The sequence below is a fragment of the Bacillus sp. FSL R5-0523 genome, assembly GCF_037975295.1.
Classification (GTDB): domain Bacteria; phylum Bacillota; class Bacilli; order Bacillales; family Bacillaceae; genus Bacillus; species Bacillus subtilis.
In genome coordinates this window covers 3,495,307-3,522,260 of the sequence record NZ_CP150251.1, presented here as the reverse complement: position 1 = coordinate 3,522,260, position 26,954 = coordinate 3,495,307, and the positions used below count along the sequence as shown (strand labels likewise).

The window sequence follows — 26,954 nt, the reverse complement described above, 5'->3', positions numbered from 1 at the left end:
TTTGATTTATCTTTTAAGAACTTTATCCTCTGATGGCTCTTCTTCCTGAGGGAAAACAATTTGATCGACGACTCGCTCACTTGCTTTTCCATCAAGATCATCGAAGAAATAATGAACAAATGAATCAATTTGCTCAAAGTTATACTTCTCTTCTTTAATGATCGAAATCATTTGCTCAGACGTTTTCGCAAGAGGGCCAGGAATAAAGTCAAAGTAATCGTAATAGAAATCACGTTTGCGAATATAATCATCTACATCATAGCTGAAGAAGATCATTGGTTTATTTAATAAAGCATACTCAAAGCAAACAGAAGAGTAATCCGTTATCAGAATATCTGTTACGAGCAATAGCTCGTTAATTTCCCTGAACGAAGAGAAATCATAAAAGAAATCGCTGTACTGATAAGGAATATTGGCATCGTTTCGTACAAATGGATGAATTTTGAATAAGAAGATATATTCATCCTTTAACTCACGGTACAGACGGTCAAAATCAAGCACTTCAAAAGGATAATGAGCTGATTGCTGACCGTTTCCGCGGAAGGTTGGAGCAAAAAGAATGACCTTTTTGTCCTTCAGAAACGGATATTCTGTATAAAGGCGTTCTTTTACAAATGCCTTCTTCGCTTCATCAAAGAAAAAGTCTGTTCGCGGTACGCCCGTAGCAATGACGTTCTCAATGTCTACCCCAAAGCCCTCTGCGTAGTGCTTCCGTATATTTTCAGAGCTGACAATAACCTTCGTGTAGTTTCTATGGTTTTTCGAATGCGGTGACGGTCCTCCCGGCAGACCGATTCGGCTGTAGCCGAATGTCTTAAAGGCGCCGACAGCATGCCACAGCTGGACAAGGTCCGCATTTTTACGGATTTTTAACGGATAAATAATCGGATAAAAATCATCTATAAAAATGATTTTGCTTGTCGCAAAATGATAAGCCATAGACATCAGTTCAGACAGGCTTTTTCTATCTCGAATGCTGCTCTTTAAGAAAAATTTGAAATCAAAATTTTCTTCACGTTTCAGCAGCTCTTCATAAACAAATTCGAAGTTTCCTGTCATATCAAGCCGGCTGTCAGAAGCAAAGACAATTTTATTAGACTTAATTGGAAGTAGGCGGAATACATCATAAGCAAAATGGAATAAGCTTGTATTCAGCTTGCGCAAAAAGCGGTTTGCCTCTTTTCCAGTATCCAGCTCCAAAAGGCTCGGATCAATTTCCTGCAGTTTGTTGCAAGACAAATTAATCGTCTTTTCGCCCTCATCATAATTAACGATCAAATTGAACTTCATCAGCTTTTTAGCAGAATGAAATTCCATTTTTGTGGCATACACATCATTAGAGAGGAAATTACTTACATTTCCGACTGTATGCACTTCCTGATGTTTTACATTTTGGTCATCTACAGCTTCAATCTCGAGAAACAGCTTATACTCGCCCTGCGGAAGAGGCTTGTCATTCATCAGCTTAGAAAAGTTAATCTGCTGTGAAAATCCTGCCCACTTATAGGCTCCAGGCACATTTGAAGTATCAATTGACAGCTTATCTACCGGAACATCCCGCAGTGAAACAGCTGTAAATAAAACACCGTTGTTCACCAATAATAAACGTTTTCGAACCTGATCCTCTTTTTGAAGCGGCAGGCCCTTGATATACATATAACCCGCAATTTTTAAAATTGACCCATTCCAAGAAAACTCAGAAATCTTTCTGACAGGGACTTGCTGGTTTTCTTCAATTCGCTTCGTTTTATCAAATAGAGAAAAAACCCTGTTATCAGCTGGATGGACAATGACAGCTGCATTTTCTTTTTGCGTTTTCTTTTTTGATCTGAAAAGTCTGTTCTTGATCTTTCTTGCCAGCTTCACTTTGTACCTCACTTTCTCCTAATCGGCACCAGATGTTAAAAATGATGAAATAAAATCGGCCACCCGCTCTGAAGATTTGCCGTCCTGATGGGTGATAAATGCCTGTGAAAAATCTTCAATACGTTTCGTATCAGCCTCGTGATCACTCTCGATATCGTGTACAAGCGATGGAACGTCTTTCGAAATCGGCCCGGGTACAAACGATTCAAACGGGTAGTAGAAATCACGTTCTTCCAAGTAGTCTTCTAAATCCGGGCAGTAAAAATACATCGGACGTTTCAGCAGGCTGTACTCGAAAATAACTGAAGAATAATCGGTTATCAGCCCATCAGAGATTGCCATCAAATCGTACAAAGAGTACGAATCAGTTAAATCCAGCACAAAATCATCCTCTTCCGTGTGCGCATGTTTGCGCGTATACGGATGAAGATGGAGGATCACGACATAATCTTTATGGTTTAGCGCCGATTTTAATTGTAGCAGATCAAGCGGTATAGCGTCACCCTCTTGATGATGTCCGCTGCCTCGAAAAGTAGGAGCATACAAAAGCTTTTTTTTATGCTTCAGTTCAGGATAAACCCGATGAAACTCATCCAGTACACTGCGAATATGTTCTTTATGATAAAAATAATCCGTCCTTGGAATGCCGAGCGGCAAAATCTGTTTTTCCTCCATTTGAAACGCTTCGGCGAAATGCGGAACGGCAGCGGGTGCACTGACAATGGCATAATCATAGTTTGAATGCACGGGAACAATCTTCAAATAATCAGAAGAAGGGCCGAACGGCTTGTTCACAATGCTGTAGCCAAATTTTTTAAACGCGCCGCAAGCATGCCAAAGCTGGATGGCAACAGTTTCCTTTCGTTTTGGCACAACATACAAAGGAAAATAATAATCATCCAACAAAAGCACGCGGCATGTTGCAAGGTGATATAACGAGCTGAAAAGATGAAGCAAATATGCAGCTCGTCCGATCAGCCCCTTATCCATCTTGCGGAACAGCAGGGTGATGCGAAGAGACGGATCTTGCTTCAGCTTTTCATAGACACCTTTAAAATTATCACTTAAATGATCCTCACGATAGGAAGCTATGACAATTTTGTTGTGCTGTACTGGTAATAAAGCGCTCAATAGTTTATAAGCAGTGCCGAATACTCCTTTTACAATTCGTGTAAGGAATGTTTTCACTGTTTAAATTTCCCATTCAATAACAGTTTTTCCCCAAGATGAAGTCAAATCTGCTTCAAACGCGTTTGTAATTTCCTCAATACTGCGTACCGGGAAGCGTCCGCCAACTAATGTTTCTAAATAATCAACGACTTCAGGGTATTGAGCTAAAAAGTCTACAGTACGGGCAAAATCCTCGCGTCCGCTTCGGCTGCTGCCGATCAGCGTAATCCCTTTTTCAAGCACCATTCTTGTTTCAATTTCAACAGGGTATTCAGATACGCCTAAGAGCGCTACACACGCTTCAGGATGGACATGGGCAATGATTTGCTCAATTGCGCTTTCACTGCCGCGTCCGCCCACGCATTCAAAGGCATGATCAATTCTGACATCTTCAGGAATGTCGTTAATTTGATAAGCTGCATCAACAAAAGAAAAATGATCAAGCTTGTAAGGTGTTTTTCCGAAAATAAACACCTTGCTGTCTGGATATTTTTTCTTCAGTAGAAGCGTCATGATAAATCCGAGATTTCCGTCCCCCCAGACACCGAATGTGTCACGCTTCTTATGCGCCATGCGCTCAAAGCGGGAAAGCGCGTGAACTGCAATTGTAATAAGCTCAGTGAAGGCTGCGACATGCGGATTAATGCTGTCTGGAAGCTCAACAAGCCGATCAGGCGCCATGAACATATAATCCTGCATAAATCCATCATAACCGCTTGAACGGAATCTGCTGGACCGCAGGTAATTCTCCGCGATGACTTCATGCTCTTCAACCGGTGTATTTGGCACCATAACAACCCGGGTTCCGACTTTAAATGTGCCTGTTGGATCAAACATGACTTTTCCGATCCCTTCATGGATCAGAGCCATCGGCAGTTTTTTGTCCATCGCTTCTTTGCCGCGTGAGCCAGTATAATAACGCTGGTCTGCAGCACAGATGGATAAATGGGTAGGACGGACGACGACCTTATCTGAATGGACAACTTTATCTTTATATGTCACTTCAAATTGTCGGGCAGAAACTAAACGATATGTTTGATTAATCATTGTGAAATTCGCTCCTGTAAAATGGCATTAGCCACTTTTAAGTCATATGGTGTCGTTACTTTAATGTTAAAGACTTCACCGCGGACCAGCTTCACTTTTTCACCCGCTAACGAGCAGATCTTGCAAGCGTCAGTAAGGACAGCTTTTTGCTCATCGGACAGTTTATTATAAAGCTCGACCAATTTGCTGATCCGGAAGCTTTGCGGTGTTTGCCCCTGATACATGTTATCGCGGACAGGGATATCAGAAATAAATTCCTGGTCTTCTGAAGCAATAATTGTATCAATGGCTGAGATAACAGTATCAACCGCGCCGTATTGAAGAACAGCATCAATGTTTTCATCGATAATGCGATGAGTGAGAAACGGACGCACAGAATCGTGAGTGATGATCACGTCATCATCCTGAATACCGAATTCTTTTTCAATATAGCGGATGCCGCTCATAATAGATTCATTACGGTCGCTGCCGCCTTCAACGACAATCAGGCGATCATCCTGCCCGATGAATTTCTTTAAAATGTCTTTTGTATGGTTAATCCACTCTTTAGGGGAGACGATTAAAATCTTATCGAAACGGTCATTTAATAAAAACTTTTCAACCGTATGAATGATAATTGGGCGTTTATTTAACGGCAAAAACTGTTTTGGCATATTAACGTTCCCCATGCGGGAACCTTTTCCACCGGCTAGAATCTCAGCATAAATCATAAAATGACTCCTTCCTTACTACAACTCATAATGTTTTATAAAAGGTTTTCATATTATTTGCAATACCGATCTCTATTATATATAAAGATCAGTTTAATTTCTCATTTACATAGCTTAAAAGCAGCTTGCTGGCATTCCCTCTCGAGTACAGATTCCATTCACGTGAAAAGCGCTCCACTTCAGATTGAAGCCTGTTCATATCTTTCAGCTGGTCCAAGAGCATTCCTGAATCACGGCAAGGAACCCCGGGGATTACCTCTGTATAATGGCGGATTAAACCGCGGGTTCTGTTGTAAGCCTCCATATCATACGTATAAAACAAAATGGGTTTGTCCAGCAAAGCAAATTCAAAAGGGACAGAAGAATAATCTGATATTAACAGATCACTCATTTTTAAAAGGTCTGCAAGAGGGAGATCTGATACGTCTTTTATCCACGCACTATCCCCATGCAATTGAGCAGATTGCTTCATAACAGGATGAAGTTTTACTGCAAGTAAATATTTTCCTTTTAAATCATGCTGCAGCTGTTTTTCTGAAAACGGCAGCGAAAAGCTTTCAAACTGATGATCCCTAAAGGTTGGCGCATACAGGATGATTTTTTTCTCTGCCGGCAGGTGATATTTTCTTTTAAAGTCATTACTGTTTTCTTTCACCTCATAGTAAGCATCGGTTAAAGGCACGCCAAACCGAAGAAATTTATCACCTTTTATATCGAAGAATTCCTTGAATATGTCAGCCATATGTTCAGAACCGACGACAATCCGGTCAAATGAAGCATACACTTTGCGAAAGCGTCTCACGTCAGCCCGCGAACGATTCTGTGTGTTGATATCCTTTAACCCAAATCGTTTAAACGCTCCATTCGCATGCCAAACTTGGATACACTCTATATCAGGTCTGCAGGTCAAAACGGTTGTCAAAACAAAATAGTTATCAACAATCACAGCTTTACTGCTCAGCATAGAAAAGACCGCTTTATATATATGAAGCGGGTGTTTTTCGTTAATAACTGAAACAGTAAGCTCAGGAAATTCTGTTTCCAGCGATTTGGCATGCTGGGTCAGAAGTACATGAATGGGAAATGAGTAGTGTCCCATCTGATATTCCTTTAATATTGCCCGGGCATTATCAGGAAAGGAAACAAGAAGGGTCACTTGACTTCCCGGTTTGACCCAAAACAGCAATGCGCCGATGACTTTGATGAACAAATAGTAAAAAAACGCAAACCAGGATTTCAATCTGTCATCAGCTCAAAACGGCTGCCGCGGATTGTCGGCAGGCACAGCGAAAGATTCATGCATTTCATTACATACCATAGCTCCTTTAAGGCCCATTACAGATGGCGTGATTGATCTTTGACCTGTCCCGTATATTGCGGCTTTGCTGAAGTTCGTTCATGTTTCAGCACGGCTGTAACATACTTAGGAATGCTAAGCATTCTTCTCCAGCGCGCAGGGTTTGTGATCAGCCTGTACATCCATTCAAGGTGAAAACGGATAAAAAATGAGGGCGCTCTTTTGACATTGCCGCTGAACACATCAAAGCTTCCGCCCAGCCCTACAGAAACAGCCTGAGGGAATAGATGTCGGTATTTATGGATAAAGAACTCCTGATTAGGATAACCTAACGCGACAAATACCATGTCAGGATTTGAGGCTGCGATCTTGTCTGCCACCTCACGTTGATTCTTCACATAACCGTCAGAATATCCGGCAATTTCAATCCCAGGATAATCACGTTCGACTCGCTCGATTGTCTGAGCAATCACATGCTTAGCTGCACCGTAAAAGAAAACCCGTTTTTTCTTTTGATCAGCCTTCTCAACCAAAGACGTAAACAAATCATAACCGGCGATTCTGGATTGAAGCGGCTTACCAATTAGCTTGGAAACCAACACAACACCAATGCCATCCGGCAAAATAAAATCAGCAGATGAAAGAACCGCTTCATATCGCGGATTTTGCATCGCTTCAAATCCGATTTCAGGATTCGCTGTTACGATGAACGCACCTTTATTCTGGTCCAAAAATGACGTTTCTAAATGTGATACAAATGAAGTCAGTTCACCGTCTACAAAATCTAATTGATTAATGGGTTTCGTTTGCATCGTATCAACCCTCCTTTTCATCTATATGTCTATAAAAAACACGTGTCATTCGTATAGTTTGATTAAAGACTCTTTGTCTGAAAACATTTTACTCTATCTTACCACAAAAATCTTTAGGAACTTTTAACATTCACATTACAATTCCTTCACGTTTTGACGATGAATTAATATGAGGAGGGCGTACAAAATAAATGACGCAGCAGAAAGAAAATCGTTTCACTTAAAAACGCGACAAAAGATTCGATTTTTTCGAAAAAGAAAACTTGTTATAATGGGTATGGATAAGACATTAGACCTGTAAAAAATATACATCAATACAACGATGATACCAAAAAATGCTGGTGATTGACATTTTTAAAGAGCCTTAACTTTTATAGGAACTTATGTTATTATTGTTCAATATTAATGGTACGTAAAAAATGTGTCGAAATTATAAACAATCTGTTAAGGTTTGTGGTTTTTTTCTGGTACTCTCAGTTGAAAACAGTTGGAAGGTGATGTTATCTGATGAAGAAAGTGATAACGTACGGAACATTTGATTTATTTCATTATGGACACATGAAGCTGCTGCAAAGAGCAAAAAATCTGGGTGATTACTTAATCGTGGGATTATCTACAGATGAATTTAATCTTCAAAAACAAAAAAAATCGCATCATTCCTATGAACATCGAAAATTCATTTTAGAAACAATTGATTTTGTGGATGAAGTGATTCCCGAAAAAAACTGGGAACAAAAAATCTCAGATATTCAAAAGTACGATATAGATACATTTGTGATCGGCGATGATTGGAAAGGGAAATTTGACTTCTTAAAGGAATATTGTGAGGTCATTTACCTTCCGAGAACAGAAGGCATTTCAACTACCCAAATCAAAAAAGACATGGCTAGTTTATAGAAGCACTAACTTAAAGAGGCTTGAAGTAATTCAGTTGCTTCTTTTTTTCTTGTTTGCGCAAATATAAATTTTTTACTCTTTAAGGAGTTCATTATGAAATCTTTTATTTTACAAAAATGCAGAAGTTTATTAGTCAGGGCCTATTCAGTTCTTTTTAAGATTTTTGCTCTTCTGCCAAGAAACAATAAATTAATTTTATTTGAAAGCTACTCAGGAAAGCAGTTTAGCTGCAATCCCCGAGCAATCTATGAATATTTACAGGAAAATAAAGATCAATATGATTATAAAATGATATGGAGCATTGATAAACGATATTTGTCGGCATTAGACGGCGTAGATGCAGCATATATAAAAAGGTTTTCTTTTAAGTGGATTTGGTACATGGCTACAGCGAAATATTGGATTACAAACAGCCGGCTCCCTTTATGGATTCCAAAACCAAAAAACACATTGTATGTACAGACGTGGCACGGCACTCCGCTAAAAAAACTTGCTAATGATATGGATGAAGTGCATATGCCCGGAACCACAACTGAAAAATATAAACAGAATTTTCTGCAGGAAGCAAGCAAATGGGATTATTTGATTTCTCCTAATGCTTATTCGACTGAAATTTTTAAACGAGCGTTTCAATTTAAAAAACAAATTTTAGAGACTGGTTATCCGAGAAATGACATACTTTATTCGGCAAATAAAGAATCATTAATTAAAAGGGTAAAACAAGAGTTAGAAATTAGCGAAGATAAAAAAATAATTTTATATGCACCGACTTGGAGAGACAATGAGTTTAAGAAAGTTGGTCAGTATAAATTTAAGCTTCAATTTGATTTAGAGGAAATGAAGAGGAAGCTTGGGGACTCTGTGGTTATTCTTTTAAGAATGCATTATCTAGTTTCAGAAAAATTTAATTTAGGGAAATATAAAGATTTTGTGAAAGATGTTTCCTTATATAAAGATATTCGAGATTTATATTTAATTAGTGATTTATTGATTACGGATTATTCTTCTGTCTTTTTTGATTATATGAATTTAAAAAAACCCATTGTATTTTTTGTGTATGATCTCCCGGCTTATCGAGACTCTATCAGAGGTTTTTACTTTAATTTTCAGCAAAAAACGCCAGGAAACTTGGTTCAAACAAGTGAAGAACTTATAGATACGGTAATAGAGTTGTTACATAATCCTTATATAGATCATAACTATGAGGATTTTTATAACGAATTTTGTAATTTAGAAGATGGCAAGGCTTCTAAAAGAGTAATTGAAACGATCCTTTAACTTCTAAATAAAGAGGTACAAACATGTTTTCTATAATTATGCCAATATATAATTCTGAGAATTATTTAAGGTACTCAATAGAAAGTGTCATTAACCAGTCAATTGGATTTAAGGAAAATATAGAACTGATATTAATAGATGATGGCAGTGTTGACAGCAGCCCTCAAATTTGTGAGTCCTTTAAAAATCTATATCCTAATAATATTAAAATCATGAAAATTGAAAACTCTGGACCCTCTGCTGCAAGAAATTGTGGATTATCAAATGTAAGCGAAAAATCTAAATTTATTGGTTTTCTTGATTCTGACGATGCATTGTCTCATAATGCACTGCAAAGTGTTTATGATTTTTTTTGTGATTCCAAAGATGTAAATATCGCGGTATTACCTGTTTATTACACAGGTGAAAAAGAAGGCGAACATAAATTAAATAATAGATTTGAAAAAGGAACAAGAGTTATAAATATTCTCAACGATTATAAAGCTATTCACTTTTATATTGGCGGCACTTTTTACAGAAGACATACACTAAATCGTACCGTCCAGTTTGATGAATCTATAAAGTTTTGGGAAGACGCTATCTTTTTTAATCAGTTATTACTGAAAGAAAAAAGATACGGAGCAGTTGCAGAAGGAAAGTATTTTTATAGAAAACGGAAAGAACAGAACTCGTTAGTTGATCGTTCGTGGTTTAACAAAAAAAGGTACACATATTTGTTGAATGAATGTTACATGACTTTGTTGATGGATTCAATAAAAAAATATGATATAGTTTTGCCTTATCTGCAATTTTTAATTGTATATCATATGAAATTGTTTTTATATCCGAACTATAGAGATGTTTATAAGTCTGTTTTAGATCAACAAGAACAAAAAGTTTTTGTTGATGATTTTATAAAAGTTTTAAAATTTATTGATCCGCAATTTATAAAAGAACAAGATATGCCGATGTACTATAAAGAATTTATGTTTCACTTATTAAAAGAAAATACAGAAGCTCTTGAAAATATAAAAAAAGAAAGAGTACTGCTTAGTTCATGTACTGTTACTTCGACAAAAATAAAAGGGTTTAGACTTGAATTAACAGGGCACTTTATTAACCAGTATTATGAGATGAAAGAAAATGACAAATTATATATAAAATATTTTAATAGATTAAAAGTATGTAAACGAAAAGAACTGAAAAAAACAATTGAAGTATGGGGATATAAATTAAGAGATTTTAGACATGCTGGTTTTGTTGTAGAAATACCGATTTGGGCCCTTGCATTTGACTTTGTCCTAAAAACACCAAATGATGCTTTAGAACTTAACCATGTAAACGTATTTAAAAGTTTTCTTACAAAGACTTTAAAAAACAGGTAAGGAATCCTTTTCATACATTTTACTAGATTAATCATGTTTTTTCAAAAATTTAGCACTCTAATTGTTTTTACTTTTATTTACCCGGATTCTTATTCATATAAACATTTTGTTAGGAGTAATCTTTTATGAACGAAAAGAGTTTTAACTATGATTTCAGTGTTATAATGCCGATTTATAATGTCGAGTTATATTTAACTGATGCAATAGAAAGCGTTATTAACCAGACTATAGGCTTCGAGAATATTCAGTTAATACTTGTGAATGATGAAAGCCCCGATAAAAGTGAAATAATTTGTAAAGAATATGCTCAAAAATATCCAAAAAATATTGTATATGTAGAGAAACAGAATGGCGGAGTGAGCAGTGCCCGAAATTATGGTTTAAAGTATGCTGAAGGCAGATATATTCAATTTTTGGATCCAGATGACTTAGTTTCAGAAGAAACATTCGAAAATGTTTTAAACTTCTTTAACCAACATAAAAATGAAGTTGATATTGTAGCAATCCCAATATTTTTTGAGGAAGGAAGAACCGGAGAACATAATCTAAATAATAAGTTTTCTTCAACGAGAATATTGGATGTGGAAAAAGAACCACATCATATATTAACTCATTGCTGTTCTACATTTATAAAAAATGATGCCTTGAAAAATATCAGGTTTGATGAAAATTGTAAAATAGGTGAAGATGCTAAGCTAGTTAATTTAATTATATCGCAAAAGAAAAAGTATGGTCTTGTTAAGGAGGCAAAATATCATTATAGAGTTAGAGAAGATGGATCGTCTGCCATGCAGACCGCTAAAGCAAATAAGAATTGGTTTAACCATTCACTTATCACTTTCTCCAAGAATTTAATCGATATCACCAAAAATAATGAACAGAAAATACCTTTGTTTCTTCAATACATGGTTATGCATGATTTGAAGTGGAAATTATTGATTAAGGATATTAGTGAAACACCTTTAGACGAAAATGAATACCGTGAATTTTTAACATTGATACGAGAAGTATTATCGTATATTGACGACGATGTGATTATTAATACAAAAAGTGTCAGCCATTTCTATCTATATCATGCTTTAAAAATAAAACACGGTGAAAATTATAGTAAGTATGTATATGAAAAAGAAACTGAACAAGATTATTATTTATTCAGAGCAGATAAAATTGTTTCGAAGTTATCGAATCAAACTCTAACTATTGAGATTTTAGAAGAAAATGAGGATTCTATTCATATTGAAGGATTTTGGAGCTCTCTTTTTAATTCTAAAGGCTTTAATTTTTATGCTAAAATTGGAGAAATTAAAATAAAAGCTAAGAAAATAAAAAGAAGTCATAACGATTATATAAGTTTGGGAGAAGTAATAAAAAAATATCCTGGTTTTTCTATAGATATTCCGAAAAGCTATCTTGATGGCAATCACCATATTGAACTTTTTATAGCCAAAGGTAAAAAAAGGAAAATGGCAAAACTTCGATTCTTTAAGTATTCAGGTTTGTCAAATGATCTATTTAACGCTTATGCAGCTAAAAAGGATTATATCTTTTATTATAATTATAAAAAACTAATGTTCAAACAAAACAATTTTAAAAATAGATTTATAAAAGAATTTCGTTTCTTAAAATCCCTTAATAAATTAGGAGATAAATCAAAGAAACGAAAATCAGCTATTAAAAAGGCAATGTTGGCAAGAGTGGCACACCATGTTTTTACTATTTTTAACAGGAAGCCAGTTTGGTTATTCATAGACAGACAAGATAAAGCTGATGATAATGCAGAGCACCTCTTTAAATATGCAATCAGCAAGAATGATGGGGTAAAAAAATACTTTATAATAAAAAAAGATAGCAAGGATTACAACAGGATTAAAAAATATGGAAAGGTTATACCATACAGATCTTTTAGACATAAAATTTTAACCTTATCCTCTTCCAAAGTAATATCGACACATGCAGATATATGGGTTGTAAATCCATTTTTTAATATGGAGATTTATTTTAGAGATTTATTTAATTTTGAGTTTGTCTTTTTACAGCATGGAATAACAATGGCAGATCATTCTGAATGGTTAAATAAATACAGTAAGAATATCAAATTATTAGTCACTTCTGCCAAACCTGAATATCGGTCTATTGTGAAAGGGAATTACAACTATAAAAAAGAGAATATTTTGTTGGGTGGATTTCCAAGATACGATAATCTTAAGAAGAGTGAAGGAGAAAAGCAGCTTCTAATAATGCCGACTTGGAGAAAAGATATTGTATTACCGAAAGATCAGGCAAAAGGAGTAAGACCGTACAACCCGAAATTTAAAGATAGTGAATACTTTTCTAGGTATAATGCTTTGATTAATGATGAACGGCTAATCGAATTTGCTAAAAAAAATAATTATAAAATAACTTTTTTTCCGCACCCAGATATTCAGCAACAGATAGTAGACTTTGAAAAGCATGAGTATGTGAAGTTTGCCGACTATAACAGCAGCTATCAAATGCTATTTAATTCTTCTAATATAATGATTACTGATTTTTCATCTGTTGCGTTTGATTTTGCATATGAGAAAAAACCTGTTATCTATTATCAATACGAAAAATCATACCATTTTAAACTTGATTATTATGATTATAAAAAAATGGGGTTTGGTGATGTAATAGAAGATCATAATAGCTTAGTTGATAAAGTTATCTATTATATGAAAAACAATAGTCGTATGGAAGATAAGTATAGAAAAAGAGTAGATAACTTTTTTGCATATACTGATAAAAATAATAGGAATCGTATTTATAAAGCTATTTTGGAATTAGATAATAATAAAGTTGCTAAATGAGGTTGGTTTGTTTTATATTGACACTTCAAAATGTTAGGAGAAGTTCTGAGGGACTTCTCTTTACTTTTTAAAAGTGAAAAAAACCTCAACATCTGTTACAATATTCACCGGTGCTTTCAAATTTCTTTAACCGAAAGATCCAAAAAATCATTTAAGTCTAAGGAAGATAAACAATGAATGCATTAGTAAGAATCGTAAAAGAGCAAGTGACATCGTTTCCTTTAATTTTGCGCTTAGCTTCGTATGAGACAAAGTCTCAGTATCAGATGAATTATCTTGGCGTATTATGGCAGTTTCTCAATCCTCTCATTCAAATGCTGGCGTATTGGTTTGTATTTGGTATGGGGATTCGTAACAGCAAGCCAGTCATAACAGGTATTGGAGAAGTGCCTTTTATTGTTTGGATGCTGGCTGGTTTGATCCCGTGGTTTTTTATTAGCCCGACGATTCTGGATGGATCAAACAGTGTATTTAAACGGATCAATATGGTTGCGAAAATGAATTTTCCGATCAGTTCACTGCCTTCTGTTGTGATTGCTTCAAATTTATTTAGTTATTTTGTAATGATGGGTGTTTATGTCATTGTCCTTTTAGCAAGCGGTGTTTACCCTAGCTTGCATTGGATACAATATATTTACTATTTAATCTGCATGATTGTGTTTATGTTTTCATTTAGCTTGTTTAACTCTACAATCAGTGTGCTTGTCAGAGATTATCAATTTCTGCTGCAGGCCGTAACCAGATTATTGTTCTTTTTACTTCCGATTTTTTGGAATATCTCAGAGCAGCTCGGGAAAAATCACCCGAATCTTCTGCCTGTGCTTAAGCTGAATCCGATTTTTTATCTGATAGAAGGATTTAGGAACAGCTTCTTAGACGGAAAATGGTTTTTCCAAGACATGAAGTACACGCTGTATTTCTGGCTGTTCACATTCCTTTTGTTGTTAGTGGGTTCTATTCTGCATATGAAATTCAGAGACAAGTTTGTTGACTTTCTTTAATACGTAAGGAGATTGTACGATGAAACTAAAAGTTTCGTTTCGAAATGTTTCAAAGCAATATCATTTGTATAAAAAACAATCGGACAAGATAAAAGGATTGTTTTTTCCGGCTAAGGATAATGGTTTTTTTGCTGTGCGGAATGTCTCCTTTGACGTGTATGAGGGAGAGACAATCGGCTTTGTAGGGATAAATGGATCAGGGAAATCAACCATGTCTAACCTGCTGGCTAAAATTATTCCGCCGACCAGCGGTGAAATTGAAATGAACGGCCAGCCGTCGCTGATTGCGATTGCTGCCGGTTTAAATAACCAATTAACGGGCCGGGACAATGTCCGGCTCAAGTGTTTGATGATGGGGTTAACCAATAAAGAAATTGATGATATGTATGACAGCATCGTTGAATTTGCCGAGATTGGCGATTTTATTAATCAGCCGGTTAAAAACTATTCCAGCGGGATGAAATCGCGTCTCGGTTTTGCGATTTCCGTGCATATTGACCCTGACATTTTAATTATTGACGAAGCGCTTTCTGTAGGGGACCAAACGTTTTATCAGAAGTGTGTAGACAGAATAAATGAGTTTAAAAAGCAAGGAAAAACGATTTTCTTTGTCAGCCACTCAATCGGTCAGATTGAAAAGATGTGTGACCGTGTTGCTTGGATGCACTATGGCGAGCTTCGTATGTTTGATGAAACAAAAACGGTTGTCAAAGAGTATAAAGCGTTTATTGACTGGTTTAATAAGCTGTCTAAAAAAGAAAAAGAGACATATAAAAAAGAGCAGACGGAAGAGAGGAAGAAAGAAGATCCTGAAGCGTTTGCCCGTTTCCGCCAAAAGAAGAAAAAGCCGAAATCATTGGCTAATGCGGTTCAAATTGCTATTTTGTCTATCCTGACTGTATTCATGGCAGGAACGATGTTCTTTAATGCTCCGCTTCGTACAATTGCTTCGTTTGGTGCTATCCCGCAAAATGAAGTGAAGAATCATCATGGCAATGCAAAGGGCAAGTCAGATGAACGCTTAACCGCAGTCAATAAGCAAGGGTTTATAGCAAATGAAAAAGCGGCTGCTTATAAAGATCAGGGTTTGAAACAGAAGGCTGACGTTACACTGCCATTCGGTACAGAGGTGTCGGTAGCTGCAAAAGGCAAACAGGCAGCGAAAATAAAGTTTAACGGACAGTCTTATTTTGTGAAAAAGAGCGCTGTTGCAGCTAACATGAAACATGCTGAATTGCATGCCGCTGCATTTACGTCTTATGTCTCGCAAAACGCAGCATCTTCCTATGAATACTTTCTGAAATTCCTGGGAGACAGCAGAACCAGCATTCAATCCAAGTTGAATGGATATACTGAAGGGGATACGGCTGACGGCAGAAAAACGTTAGATTTTGATTATGAAAAAATCAGCTATGTGTTGGAGAATGATAAAGCAACAGAGCTTATTTTTCATAACATTTCTCCTATCACCCCGGCGTCACTATCCTTAAGTGATAGCGATGTATTGTATGACAGCAGCAAGAAGCGTTTTCTTGTGAATACAGCTGATCAGGTTTTTGCAGTTGATAATGAAGAGCATACACTGACTTTGATGTTGAAATAAAAAAAGGCTATTGGATGAATGTTGTCCAATAGCCTTTTTGTTTAGATTTCTTCTTTGTTTAGTAAACCTTCCATAAATGGAACGAGCTGATCGCGAAGCTCTTTATCCTGCATCGCAAATTCTAGAGTTGTTGTGATAAAGCCGAGCTTTTCACCAACATCATAACGCTTGCCTTCAAAGTCGTAAGCAAACACTCTTTGAATTTCATTCAGTTTTTGAATGGCGTCTGTGAGCTGAATTTCTCCGCCGGCGCCAACCTGCTGCTCTTCTAAATACATGAAGATCTCAGGCGTGAATACGTAACGGCCTAAGATGGCAAGATTAGAAGGTGCTGTGCCTTTAGGCGGTTTTTCAACGAAGTTTTTCACCTGATAACGGCGGCCTTCACTTGTCAGCGGGTCAATAATGCCGTAGCGGTGTGTTTCTTCTTCAGGCACCTGCTGAACACCGATAATAGAAGAAAGTGTTTTTTCATATTCATCCATTAATTGGCGCAACCCTGGTGTTTCAGCCTGAACAATATCGTCTCCAAGCAGTACCGCAAACGGCTCATCGCCGATAAAGTTGCGCGCGCACCAGACAGCATGTCCGAGACCTTTAGGTTCTTTTTGGCGGATATAGTGAATGTCAGCCAGGTTAGAAGCCTTTTTCACTTTTTCAAGCAGCTCAGTTTTTCCTTTTTCTTCTAGGTTTCTTTCAAGCTCAGGAGAGTAATCAAAATGATCCTCAATCGCACGCTTGCTTTTTCCTGTTACGATAATAATATCTTCAATACCGGCTTCAACAGCTTCTTCAATTATGTATTGAATGGTAGGTTTATCAACGATAGGAAGCATTTCTTTCGGCATTGCTTTCGTAGCCGGCAAGAATCTCGTTCCGAGACCTGCGGCAGGGATTATGGCTTTACGTACTTTTTTCAATTTCAAAGCACCTTCCTTAAGAACAGATTTAGGGTCACTCTTTTGAATGCTGAGTATTTAAAATGTTTGAGTTTCTTTTCTCATCAATACCCTATTTTCATTCTGTTAAACACATTTAATCATATAAGAAAAACCAATATTAAACAAGAGTCAATTCAGTGACTTTGGGGTCGAGGAAATACAAAAAAATATCATTAATTGATAGATATAACAGTTTCACCTGATCCGGTATTTCAAGAAATATAACAGCTTCTTCATCTCTAGAGCCTGCTCAGCAAAAGTGATATAATGTAGTTCTGAAAATGTGACTGTACGAATTTATTCGAAAGGTAATAAATAGATGATGACAATTAAGGTTTCTACTCCAAAATTAGCATTTGTTTGTCAAGAGCTGAATGCTGCAAAAAAGTTTAGTATCAATACGATCGATTGGAATTATCCAATGGAAATTGTCACTTTATATCATGAGCCCAATGGGCCTTCTTCTTTTAAAGATACTGCTGTTATTAATATGTACAGCTACTTTAAAGGTTCTGAACCTCAGAAAGATAAAATCAGGCATCCGATTGAACAAGAAGGTTTAACATATATTCAAGAACCAAATAAGCCAATTTATCGTTATTACAATAATGGACGTTATATTAAATATCAAAGGTTTACAGCATCAGGAGAACTTGCTGTCATTGATTACTTTAATGAAAGCAGGCAAAGATTTAAAAGGGAAGAATATGATTTGTCTGGATATGTACACAGCTTAATGTACATGGATCTGGACACTAACAAACCGAAGCAGCATCTTTATTTAAGGGCAGATGGCACTTGTTATATGACAAAATGGTATAAGAATGATGGATCAACTGAAAAAATTGTCATTTTTGACGAAAAAGAGAATATAGTCAGTGTATTGTATTCAGAAAATGAACTTTCCCGTTATTTTCTGAGCCGCTTGATAAAGGAAGCGGATTATTTATTTATGACTTCTGAAGTTGAGTTATATACTACATTAAAATCTCTTTCTTCAGTTGAATATTCTTCCATGTATCTAGGTTTTATAGAGACGAATGAGATGTTGGAAAACCCTGAAAAGGAAATAGGCCACCTTGATGCTTTTGTGGTTCCTTCCTTGAAGAGATATCATGACATAATTAAAAATACGGGGCCTCGCACAAATATTTATTACGTTTCTGAAGAGCCGTTTACCCGCAAGCGTTTTGTGGACAAACTAATAGATCAGGTGCCATTTAATAATCAATTGAAGGATATGAATGTTGAGCTGTTAATGGCAGAATGGCAATCAAAATCCGATTTATATTTGTCAGCCAAGGTTGAATTTAAAGGCTGCATTCCTCCCCATTCTGTGGGCCGCCATAAAATGTATTGGAAGTTAAAAAATAAAAAGAGCGGCACTGAAAGCACGTTTAACGCAAAAGTAAACAGCGAGGAAGAACTAATATTTACCGTAAGCGGTACACTTCGTGTTCACTCTGTATTAGATCAGTTGTCCACCATTGAATTGTATCTCTGTTCCAAGTGGGATAATAGCTTCTTTGCATCAGGTGTGCGAATAACCGGTTCAAAGGAAATTCCATTATCAGAACAAAGTATTTCAGGCTGGCAAGTTACTTTAGAAAAAGAAAATAATTATTTGCGTGTTCAGACTGCCGAGGGATTTCGGAGAAAATTAATGAAACGGCTGTTTGTGAAAAAATAGCAGACAAGGTTTTACCAGAAGAAGGAGCTTGAAGATGAGAAGGATCTTTTCACTAATATATGAAATAGACATTGAAAAAGGCGGCATTACAAGCTCTATGATGTCAAGATCTTTTACATTTGCGGAGCGCGGTCATAAAATCGATTTGGTTACACTTGATTATAAAGACAATTATGATCAGATTGAGCAAGTGCTGAAGAGCGCTGGAAGGCTGCATGCTGATGTAAATATCCTCAATATTTATGATGACTATAAAAATCAGCATAAGCATATAAAAATTGGGGAAGCGCAACAAAGTTACTATGATCAAAATCGTAATCGCTTTGAAGAACCATACGCTGCGTATCATAATGAGGAAAAATTAGAAACGGAATACTTCAAGAATGGCTTATATATAAAAAAGAAAAAATGGGATGAGTCGGATAATCTTTTATATGTAGATCATTTCAATGAAAATATGCAAATGACAAAGCGAGAATTCTTTCATGGCGGTTATGTAAATAAAACTGTGATTTTCGATACAAGAAGCGGAAAAATCAATCAAATTCACTACACAGCACCCGACGGTTTCTGTTATTTAACAGAATGGCACCATTTTAAAACAGGAGCCAGTCAAGGAGTTATGCTGTTTGGCCGTGGTGAAAAGGAAGCTGTATTTTTCAAAAACAAGCACCAGTTTCATACACATTGGCTTGAAACGTTATGTGAGAAAGAAAAGGACCCTATTATCATCTGTGATGGAGTCGGAAGTGCTTCAAAAGTAAATGAAATGCGTGCAGGATTGGCAAAACGATTTTACTGTGTTCACTCAAATCATTTAGATTATCCTTATACGTTAGGCAGCAAAGTTCGAAACAATCATCAATATGCGATGGAGCATATTAAGGATTATGACGGGCTGATCGTATTAACGAATGAACAAAAAGAAGATATCATGAAGGATTTTGAGTCGAACAATAATATTTTTGTTATTCCTCATGCACCAAGAAGGCTTGAAAAATTACAAACGTATGAAAAAAAGAAAAACGAGTTTGTCATGGTGGCCAGATATCATGAGGAAAAAGGGATCGATAAGGTCATAAAAGCAATGGGAATCGTAAAAAAATCCCGGCCGGATATTGTCCTGAATATATATGGCAGCGGTCCTGGCCATAAGGAATACCAGCAATTGATCGATGATCTTAAGTTAGATAATGTACATTTAAAAGGGTATGTCGCAAATCCTGCTCCATTTTATCAGCAGGCGCTTGCCACATTATTAACATCAAAATTTGAGGGGTTTAGTCTCGCGATTTGTGAATCGTTTTCGTGCGCAACCCCTGTTGTCAGTTTTGATGTGAAATACAGCCCGAGGGAGCTCATAAAAGAACACGAAACGGGAATGCTTGTAGAACCTGATAATATTGACATGCTTGCTGAAAGTATCATTTATTTGTACGACAACCCTGAGAGAGCCATTAAATACGGAAAAAACGCAAAGAACTTAATGGATACTGAATATAGTGAAGCCCGATTATTTGAAAGATGGGAAGAAGTATTTGAAATGACGAAATAGTGCTTTTTTAAACTGTTTTGTTCATTATATGAGCTTTTGTGAATGAAATAGAAGCGGATAAGGATAGAGGTGTCATGGTGAAAATTACTGCAGCAGTACCCACATACAACTCAGAACATTTTATCTCCCGCTGCCTGGATAGTCTGGTTCAACAAACCATGCCGAATAATGAGTACGAAATTATTTGTGTAGATGATTGTTCTCAGGATGGCACGGTTTCAATATTAAAAAAGTACAGTGAACAGTATTCTAATATAACGGTTATAGAACGAGAAAAAAACTCGGGAGGGCCGGGAGAGCCGCGAAACCAGGCGATACGTGCTGCGAACGGTGAATACATTTTTTTTATTGATTCCGATGATTATGTAGGAATCGAAGCGTTTGAGAGAATGTATCAATTTGCAAAACAGCATGATTCAGATATTGTGCTTGGGAAAATGGTCGGTGTAAACGGCAGATCGGTCCCGCAAGCTATTTTTAAGGAAACGAAACCTGAGGCGGATCTTGTAAAATCTCCGCTTGTTTACTCAATAGGACCGACAAAACTTTTTAAAGTTTCACTGCTTAGAATGCATGACATATATTTCCCCTCTAATATACAGGCTACAGAGGATCAGGTATTTGTCATGCAGGCTTATTTAGAAGCGGACAAAATTTCTGTCTTGGCCGATTATGATTATTACTATGCTGTACAGCATGACGGCGAGCATATGACGTTTGCATACGTTGCGCCTCAAAGCTACTATGGCGCAATGAAGGTAATCATAGATATGATTCGTAATAGCCGTCTTTCACATAATCGCAAAATGAAGTTTATGGCGAAGTTTTTAAATCGTCATTTTGATTTTTCCAGAACAACGGACTTTACCGTAACAATCGAGGACGAACGGGAGCAGCAAACATGGATGACAGAGCTGCATCATTTTGTTGAACAAAATATACCACGGGAAATTGATAAGCTTGTTCATTCTCATACGCGGTTAAAATTACACTTTGTACGCCATAATGACCTAAAGGGCTTGAAGCAGTTTGAAGCTGATAAAGAAAATATGGCCCAATATACGTCAGTTAAAAATGGTCATATCATAGCAAACTATCCCAGCCTTATCTCATATCATTTGGCAGAGAATGAACGGATTGTTGATGACAGAAACAAAATCAGTCATTACGTGAGCGAATTTCAAATGAAGGACAACACTTTCACATTAAGAGGGTCGGTTACCCACACGGCTTTACAACCAGAGCATCAAGCTATGCAAACTTTATACGGCATTTGGGTGCACCGTGATAGAAAAACTGAAAAAATCATTTCTCCAGTGTATTCCAAGGACGGAGAATTTGAATTTCTCACGAAGTTTACTGATTTGGCTATTCATGAAGAAGATATTGGTGTTTGGGATTTCTTTATTGAATCGGGGATAGACGGCTATAAAAAACGCGTCCGAATTGGCAGCAGCAGAGAACCGTATCCTTATTCAAAACATGCTAAATATATTGGGAATAACGGGGAATATGCTTTCAGCGCACGGCCGTACTTTACTAAAACCTATGATAATTTGTCGGTGGATATCAGAAAGCAGGAAGTTCTGAAAGTCGAATTCAGAGATAATGATTCGGACCAGCATTTAACGTTCGTATTTCCTGGAAGCCAATTGTTTTTTCCGAAGCAATCTTTATTATTGCTCGAATGCAATAACCAAGAGTTTTTAATACCAATAAAAAATCAAATCAGTTCAGCTGATGGGACAGTGATACAGGTTGATCGGAATCTCGTTCAGCAAAAGTTTGCTCCGGCTTATTTACAAAACACCAATATTGTTTTATCCATTAATTCTTATAAAACCACATTGGTTCCGAAAAAGGATGTCAGTGTGTACTTTTGCAGTAAAAATATTGAAAAAAAGCTATGGTGCTTTAAAATAAAGAAGAAAGTAGATCTATTTATACAATCGGACCAATCGAAATTCTATCTAACAACCCGTTAAACAAAGAAACCAGGTGACAAATATGAAAAAACTAAAAGTTATGACCGTTTTCGGGACCAGGCCTGAAGCGATCAAGATGGCACCGCTTGTGCTTGAATTGAAAAAATATCCTGAAATAGATTCCTATGTAACGGTAACTGCACAGCACAGACAGATGCTCGATCAGGTGTTAGATGCGTTTCACATCAAGCCTGACTTCGATTTGAACATTATGAAGGAGCGGCAGACACTGGCAGAGATTACGTCTAACGCACTTGTAAAATTGGATGAGTTGTTTAAAGATATCAAACCCGATATTGTGCTTGTCCATGGTGATACAACGACGACGTTTGCCGGAAGCCTAGCCGCTTTTTACCATCAAATTGCTGTCGGTCATGTGGAGGCGGGGCTCCGTACAGGGAATAAGTATTCCCCGTTTCCGGAAGAGCTCAATCGACAGATGACAGGGGCGATTGCTGATTTGCATTTTGCTCCGACAGGCCAGGCGAAAGACAATTTATTAAAAGAAAACAAAAAGGCCGCCTCTATTTTTGTAACGGGCAATACAGCGATTGACGCACTCAACACAACGGTTAGGGATGGTTACTCACATCCTGTTCTCGATCAGGTGGGTGAGGATAAAATGATTCTCTTAACCGCTCACCGCCGGGAAAATTTGGGCGAGCCAATGGAAAACATGTTCAAGGCCATCCGCAGAATTGTAGAGGAATTTGAAGATGTACAAGTCGTTTACCCTGTGCACCTGAATCCTGTTGTCCGGGAAGCGGCTCATAAGCATTTTGGTGATTCTGACAGAGTGCATCTGATTGAACCTTTAGAGGTGATCGATTTCCATAACTTTGCAGCGAAATCGCATTTTATATTGACAGATTCGGGCGGCGTGCAGGAGGAAGCCCCATCTCTCGGGAAACCGGTGCTTGTTCTGCGTGATACGACGGAACGGCCTGAAGGAGTGGAAGCGGGAACGCTGAAACTTGCAGGGACGGATGAGGAAAACATTTATCAGCTGGCAAAACAGCTGTTAACTGATCATGATAAGTACGAAAAAATGTCCCAGGCTTCTAATCCGTATGGAGATGGAGAGGCTTCCCGCCGGATTGTGGAAGAATTGCTGTTTCATTACGGGTACCGGAAAGAACAACCGGATTCATTTACAGGCATATAAAAAAGAAGCTTTGCACATTGTGCGAAGCTTCTTTTTGTTTTACTTTTCGAGGCTTTCCTTCAGCTCTTTTGTAATATCGGAAAGGGCGCTTTCATCAGCTTGGTAGTAGTAAATTCCATTGATTTTCGTGCCTGTACCTTTTAGTTCGTGCTGTTTAATATGTTTCCGCGCACCTTTGTAATCCGACTGGATATCCCACATGTTATCGAAGGTCAAGTTCGTTTTCACATTATCTTCAACAACTTTAAACATATCTCCGAATTTCGTGATGGAAGAAATATTAGCGCCTTTATTAATAATACCTTGGATGACTTGGCGCTGGCGGTCCTGGCGTCCGAAGTCGCCTCTCGGATCTTCTTTTCTCATCCGGGTATAAGCGAGCGCTTCTTTTCCGTTCAGTGTGATTTCTCCTTTGCCGAACGAATAACCGTCATAGCTGAAGGCGAATGTGCTGTTAACAGTAATGCCGCCAAGTGTATCAACAACGTCTCTAAAGCTTTCCATGTTCACTTTTACAAAATAATCAACCGGAACATCGAGGAAGTTCTCGACCGTGTCAACCGTCATCTGCGTGCCGCCGAAAGCGTATGAATGGTTGATTTTATCCATTGTGCCTTTTCCGATAATTTTTGTATACGTGTCACGCGGAATGCTGACCATGTCGGTTGTATTTGTTTTTGGGTTAACGGTCATATAAATAAGCGTATCGGCACGGCCCTTGTCGCCGTCGCGTTCATCCACACCCATGATTAAGACGGAAAAAGGATCTTTTTTATTGATACTGACCTCTTTATCCCTCTTTTTCGATTTATCAATGCTTTCATGAATACTTGCCACGGTTGATGCTGCTTTATGCCATAAGTAGTATGCATAGCCGCCTGTTCCGAGTACAAATACGGCCACAATGGCTAAAATGACAAGTAACGCCTTTCTTTTTTTCTTTCTTTTTTCAGCTCTCATAATAAAGTCCTCGCTTTTTTGTAATCTAGTACGATTATAAGTTTCTTAATATTTGAAAACAACTAAAATTTGTCTGATTCTTTACAATAGACGGCTCCTTGTAACAAATGTTTCGGTATTTTAAGAAAATCCGCAAAAATTTTTCGTTGTTTTGAAAGAAATCTTAAAATAAGCTTAAAATTGTCGATAAAAAGTGGAGAGGTGATATAGGAATGAAAAAAATTGCTATTTTAATGTTCTCAATGCTGCTTCTTTTGTCTGCGTGCGGCACAGCTCAGAACTCATCAGGAGCAGAAACAAATTCAGACAGCCAGGATGCGGCTGCAGAAGAGACAGTAACGAAGGAAGGCACTTTTGCCGGTTTGGCGGACAGCCATACAATTGCAGTCACTATTGATGATAAAGAGACGTCGATTCAGGTTGGTTCAGACCTTCAGGACAAAATGAACAGCATTTCAGAAGGGCAAAAAGTTGTTGTCAAATATACAAAAGATTCAAATGGCGCTTTAATGCTTAAGGATCTTGAGACAAAGTAATAAAAAACTCTTAGGGGGTTCCATGTTTTGAAAAAAATGAAGCTCTTGCTTCTATCGTCAGTCACTGCGGCGGCTGTAGCATGTCCGGCGTTTATGCAGACTGCGAAAGCCGCTGATAAAACCATTTCGGTTAAGCTGAGTAATTATGTAGGCAGCAAATCAAGTTTGGATGTCGATATCACAGGCGGATATGAAATTCCCGGCTCAAGAATTGCGGATACAGAGCGATATGGAGGAGCAACCCGTTTTGATGTTGCCAATAATGTCGCCTCTGCCGGATGGACAAATCCAACGACTGTGGTCATTGTAAATCGGGACGCTTTTGCCGATGCGCTCTCTGCAACCCCGCTTGCCAAAAAGTACGATGCACCGATTTTATTAACAGACGCAGATTCGCTAACACCAAAAACAGAAAGCGAAATTGCAAAATTAAATCCTGACAATATTCTCATCATTGGCGGTACAATCAGTGTTTCTAAAAATGTAGAAAATACATTAAAAAAATATGGTTCTATCGATCGGATTGGCGGAGCAACCCGTTACGAGGTTTCTAAAAACATAGCCGATCGGATGGGGAATTACAGCCAGGCAGTAGTGGCTACAGGCATGGTCTTTACGGATGCCCTGTCAATCGCGCCATATGCTGCAATGAACGGTTATCCGATTTTACTTGCGGGAGACAATAACATCCGCAGTGATTACAAAATTCCAAGCAAGGTTACAATTGTCGGCGGTCCGTTGAGTGTCAGCACTGGTGTGGAAGCTGCTTTAAAAAAGAAGGCAACTGTGAAACGGATTGGCGGCGTTTCCCGATATGAGGTATCTGCCAATATCGTTAAAGAATTAAATATGAAAGCAACAAAGGTATTTATGTCAAACGGACAAACATTCGCGGATGCATTAACGGGATCTGTGCTTGCAGCAAAGCAGGGAAGCCCTTTACTGCTGGTTGAATCAGGCAGCCTGCCGTCACCAGTCGCTGATGTAGTAGCGTCAAAAGGAACTCAGTCATTTGCGCTGCTTGGAGGAAGCATTTCCATCAGTGATACGCTAAAGAACAAACTGGCAGATACTTTTGCAGGAACTGGATATACAGTCAAGTTAACCGGCGGAAACCTAGTGCTTTATAAAAACAGTATTGCAATCAAGACGCTTGGAACGTCTTTTACAGCACAGCCTAAAAAATATGCAACTACAAATTCTATCAGTCTGAACGGAACGCCATATCTCGGAAACATGAAATTTACAATAGAGTCAGGCAAATATGTTCGGCCAATCAATGTGAATATCCCCTTTGAAGATTATTTAAAGGGTGTTGTTCCTCATGAAATGCCGGCCAGCTGGCAGAAAGAAGCGCTTAAAGCCCAAGCTGTCGCAGCGAGAACTTATTCCATCAGTTCGGCCGGAAAAGAAGTACAAGACACCACCGCTTTTCAGGTATATGGCGGATATGACTGGAATTCAAAAACTTCAGAAGTGGTCGAAGCTACAAAAGGTAAAGTTTTGAAATACAATGGGAATTTGATTTCAGCTACGTATTCCTCAAGCAACGGCGGCTACACAGAAGCGAGCGGTGAGGTGTGGAGCAGCCAGCTTCCTTATTTAATCGCCAAAAAAGATACGTACGACCCGCAAATCAGCTGGTCTCTGTCTTTAAATAAAACCCAGCTTGATAAGAGCAGTCTGAATCTGAAAAGCCCGGGTTCTTGGTGGAGCTCTAAAAATGAAACAAACTCATCATATTTGAGCGGTTTGAAAAGCTGGTTTATTAAAAATAAATACAGCAATGCCGATTCTATCAAAATCACGAAAATATCCAGTGTGAAATTCAGCACGGAGAAAACTGCCGGTCAGCGGCCGGAAACAGCAAGCGTCACATTCTCATATTTCGTGAAAGAAAAATCAAATGGCTACGTTCTTTCAAATGGAAGCCTGAGTGAAAAAACGGCAACAATTTCAGTACCGGCAACAGAGCTGAGAACGATGCTTGGCGCTTCCAATATGAAGAGTACATATGCTTCTGTCTCAAGCAATACAAACGCCTTTCTCATTAGCGGTAAAGGATACGGACACGGCATAGGCATGAGTCAGTACGGAGCCAATGCCAGAGCAGCTGCCGGACAATCTTATACAACAATTTTAAGTTTTTACTATCCGGGAACAACTCTATCAAGCTATTAAAAGATTGTTAGAGTCCAAGGAGGCGAGATGCCTCCTTTGTTCGTTATTTGATTTATGAATCATTATGA

Annotated in this window: 20 protein-coding genes; 12 read left to right on the top strand and 8 right to left on the bottom strand. The window is 37.7% G+C overall.

The features are described from left to right. Nucleotides 1-6 precede the first annotated feature (6 nt). From NYE53_RS18010 to NYE53_RS17985, 6 genes are all read right to left on the bottom strand, one after another. Complete coding sequence (locus tag NYE53_RS18010) at nucleotides 7-1,866, bottom strand: CDP-glycerol glycerophosphotransferase family protein (RefSeq protein ID WP_015384814.1); 1,860 nt, start codon at nucleotides 1,864-1,866, stop codon at nucleotides 7-9. 18 nt (nucleotides 1,867-1,884) lie between these two features. After that, nucleotides 1,885-3,054, bottom strand: a complete 1,170-nt coding sequence (locus NYE53_RS18005; protein WP_339246049.1) for a CDP-glycerol glycerophosphotransferase family protein — start codon at nucleotides 3,052-3,054, stop codon at nucleotides 1,885-1,887. Between the two features lie 3 nt (nucleotides 3,055-3,057). Next, complete coding sequence (locus NYE53_RS18000; protein ID WP_003235523.1) at nucleotides 3,058-4,083, bottom strand: ribitol-5-phosphate dehydrogenase; 1,026 nt, start codon at nucleotides 4,081-4,083, stop codon at nucleotides 3,058-3,060. Further along, complete coding sequence (locus NYE53_RS17995; RefSeq protein ID WP_003235520.1) at nucleotides 4,080-4,793, bottom strand: 2-C-methyl-D-erythritol 4-phosphate cytidylyltransferase; 714 nt, start codon at nucleotides 4,791-4,793, stop codon at nucleotides 4,080-4,082. The genes NYE53_RS18000 and NYE53_RS17995 overlap by 4 nt, the downstream gene beginning before the upstream one ends. Nucleotides 4,794-4,881: 88 nt before the next feature. Beyond that, complete coding sequence (locus NYE53_RS17990; protein ID WP_339246047.1) at nucleotides 4,882-6,033, bottom strand: CDP-glycerol glycerophosphotransferase family protein; 1,152 nt, start codon at nucleotides 6,031-6,033, stop codon at nucleotides 4,882-4,884. Nucleotides 6,034-6,128: 95 nt separating this feature from the next. After that, nucleotides 6,129-6,902, bottom strand: coding sequence for a WecB/TagA/CpsF family glycosyltransferase (locus NYE53_RS17985; RefSeq protein ID WP_339246046.1), 774 nt, complete (start codon nucleotides 6,900-6,902; stop codon nucleotides 6,129-6,131). A gap of 507 nt (nucleotides 6,903-7,409) precedes the next feature. Here NYE53_RS17985 and tagD point away from each other — a divergent pair. The 6 genes from tagD (at nucleotide 7,410) to tagH (ending at nucleotide 15,873) form a co-directional block, all read left to right on the top strand. Then, complete coding sequence (tagD, locus tag NYE53_RS17980; RefSeq protein WP_029318766.1) at nucleotides 7,410-7,799, top strand: glycerol-3-phosphate cytidylyltransferase; 390 nt, start codon at nucleotides 7,410-7,412, stop codon at nucleotides 7,797-7,799. A 93-nt stretch (nucleotides 7,800-7,892) separates the two neighbouring features. Then, on the top strand, nucleotides 7,893-9,077 hold the full coding sequence (locus NYE53_RS17975; protein ID WP_339246044.1) for a CDP-glycerol glycerophosphotransferase family protein: 1,185 nt from the start codon (nucleotides 7,893-7,895) through the stop codon (nucleotides 9,075-9,077). 23 nt (nucleotides 9,078-9,100) lie between these two features. Beyond that, a complete protein-coding gene (locus NYE53_RS17970; RefSeq protein ID WP_339246041.1) occupies nucleotides 9,101-10,441 on the top strand; it encodes a glycosyltransferase family 2 protein in 1,341 nt (446 codons plus the stop codon). A 125-nt stretch (nucleotides 10,442-10,566) separates the two neighbouring features. After that, complete coding sequence (ggaB, locus tag NYE53_RS17965) at nucleotides 10,567-13,269, top strand: poly(glucosyl N-acetylgalactosamine 1-phosphate) glucosyltransferase (protein ID WP_339246040.1); 2,703 nt, start codon at nucleotides 10,567-10,569, stop codon at nucleotides 13,267-13,269. Between the two features lie 173 nt (nucleotides 13,270-13,442). Beyond that, nucleotides 13,443-14,270, top strand: a complete 828-nt coding sequence (gene tagG, locus NYE53_RS17960; RefSeq protein ID WP_014665585.1) for a teichoic acids export ABC transporter permease subunit TagG — start codon at nucleotides 13,443-13,445, stop codon at nucleotides 14,268-14,270. A gap of 19 nt (nucleotides 14,271-14,289) precedes the next feature. Next, entirely contained in the window at nucleotides 14,290-15,873 is a 1,584-nt protein-coding gene (gene tagH / locus NYE53_RS17955; protein ID WP_041850462.1) for a teichoic acids export ABC transporter ATP-binding subunit TagH, read from the top strand. A gap of 41 nt (nucleotides 15,874-15,914) precedes the next feature. Here the strand turns inward: tagH and galU are convergent, their stop codons facing one another. Beyond that, entirely contained in the window at nucleotides 15,915-16,793 is an 879-nt protein-coding gene (gene galU, locus NYE53_RS17950) for a UTP--glucose-1-phosphate uridylyltransferase GalU (RefSeq protein ID WP_003227944.1), read from the bottom strand. Between the two features lie 340 nt (nucleotides 16,794-17,133). Between galU and NYE53_RS17945 the strand changes: the two genes are divergently transcribed. The 4 genes from NYE53_RS17945 (at nucleotide 17,134) to wecB (ending at nucleotide 23,209) form a co-directional block, all read left to right on the top strand. Then, nucleotides 17,134-18,504, top strand: coding sequence for an alpha-glucosyltransferase N-terminal domain-containing protein (locus NYE53_RS17945; protein ID WP_339246035.1), 1,371 nt, complete (start codon nucleotides 17,134-17,136; stop codon nucleotides 18,502-18,504). A gap of 34 nt (nucleotides 18,505-18,538) precedes the next feature. Continuing rightward, the gene (locus tag NYE53_RS17940; RefSeq protein ID WP_339246032.1) at nucleotides 18,539-20,059 is read left to right on the top strand and encodes a glycosyltransferase; all 1,521 of its coding nucleotides are present in this window, start codon (nucleotides 18,539-18,541) and stop codon (nucleotides 20,057-20,059) included. Between the two features lie 74 nt (nucleotides 20,060-20,133). After that, nucleotides 20,134-22,044, top strand: a complete 1,911-nt coding sequence (locus NYE53_RS17935; RefSeq protein ID WP_339246030.1) for a glycosyltransferase — start codon at nucleotides 20,134-20,136, stop codon at nucleotides 22,042-22,044. A gap of 22 nt (nucleotides 22,045-22,066) precedes the next feature. Further along, nucleotides 22,067-23,209 carry a UDP-N-acetylglucosamine 2-epimerase (non-hydrolyzing) gene (gene wecB, locus NYE53_RS17930; protein WP_339246027.1) on the top strand — a complete coding sequence of 381 codons (1,143 nt, stop codon included), beginning with the start codon at nucleotides 22,067-22,069 and terminating at the stop codon, nucleotides 23,207-23,209. Between the two features lie 39 nt (nucleotides 23,210-23,248). On the opposite strand, the gene lytR is transcribed toward wecB, so the two are convergent. Next, nucleotides 23,249-24,169 carry a transcription antiterminator LytR gene (gene lytR / locus NYE53_RS17925; RefSeq protein WP_015251104.1) on the bottom strand — a complete coding sequence of 307 codons (921 nt, stop codon included), beginning with the start codon at nucleotides 24,167-24,169 and terminating at the stop codon, nucleotides 23,249-23,251. Between the two features lie 212 nt (nucleotides 24,170-24,381). On the opposite strand from lytR, the gene NYE53_RS17920 reads away from it, so the two are divergent. Together NYE53_RS17920 and NYE53_RS17915 are read left to right on the top strand one after the other, a co-directional pair. Continuing rightward, on the top strand, nucleotides 24,382-24,705 hold the full coding sequence (locus NYE53_RS17920) for a hypothetical protein (RefSeq protein WP_015384797.1): 324 nt from the start codon (nucleotides 24,382-24,384) through the stop codon (nucleotides 24,703-24,705). A 27-nt stretch (nucleotides 24,706-24,732) separates the two neighbouring features. Then, nucleotides 24,733-26,886, top strand: coding sequence for a SpoIID/LytB domain-containing protein (locus NYE53_RS17915; protein ID WP_339246025.1), 2,154 nt, complete (start codon nucleotides 24,733-24,735; stop codon nucleotides 26,884-26,886). Nucleotides 26,887-26,954 lie beyond the last annotated feature (68 nt).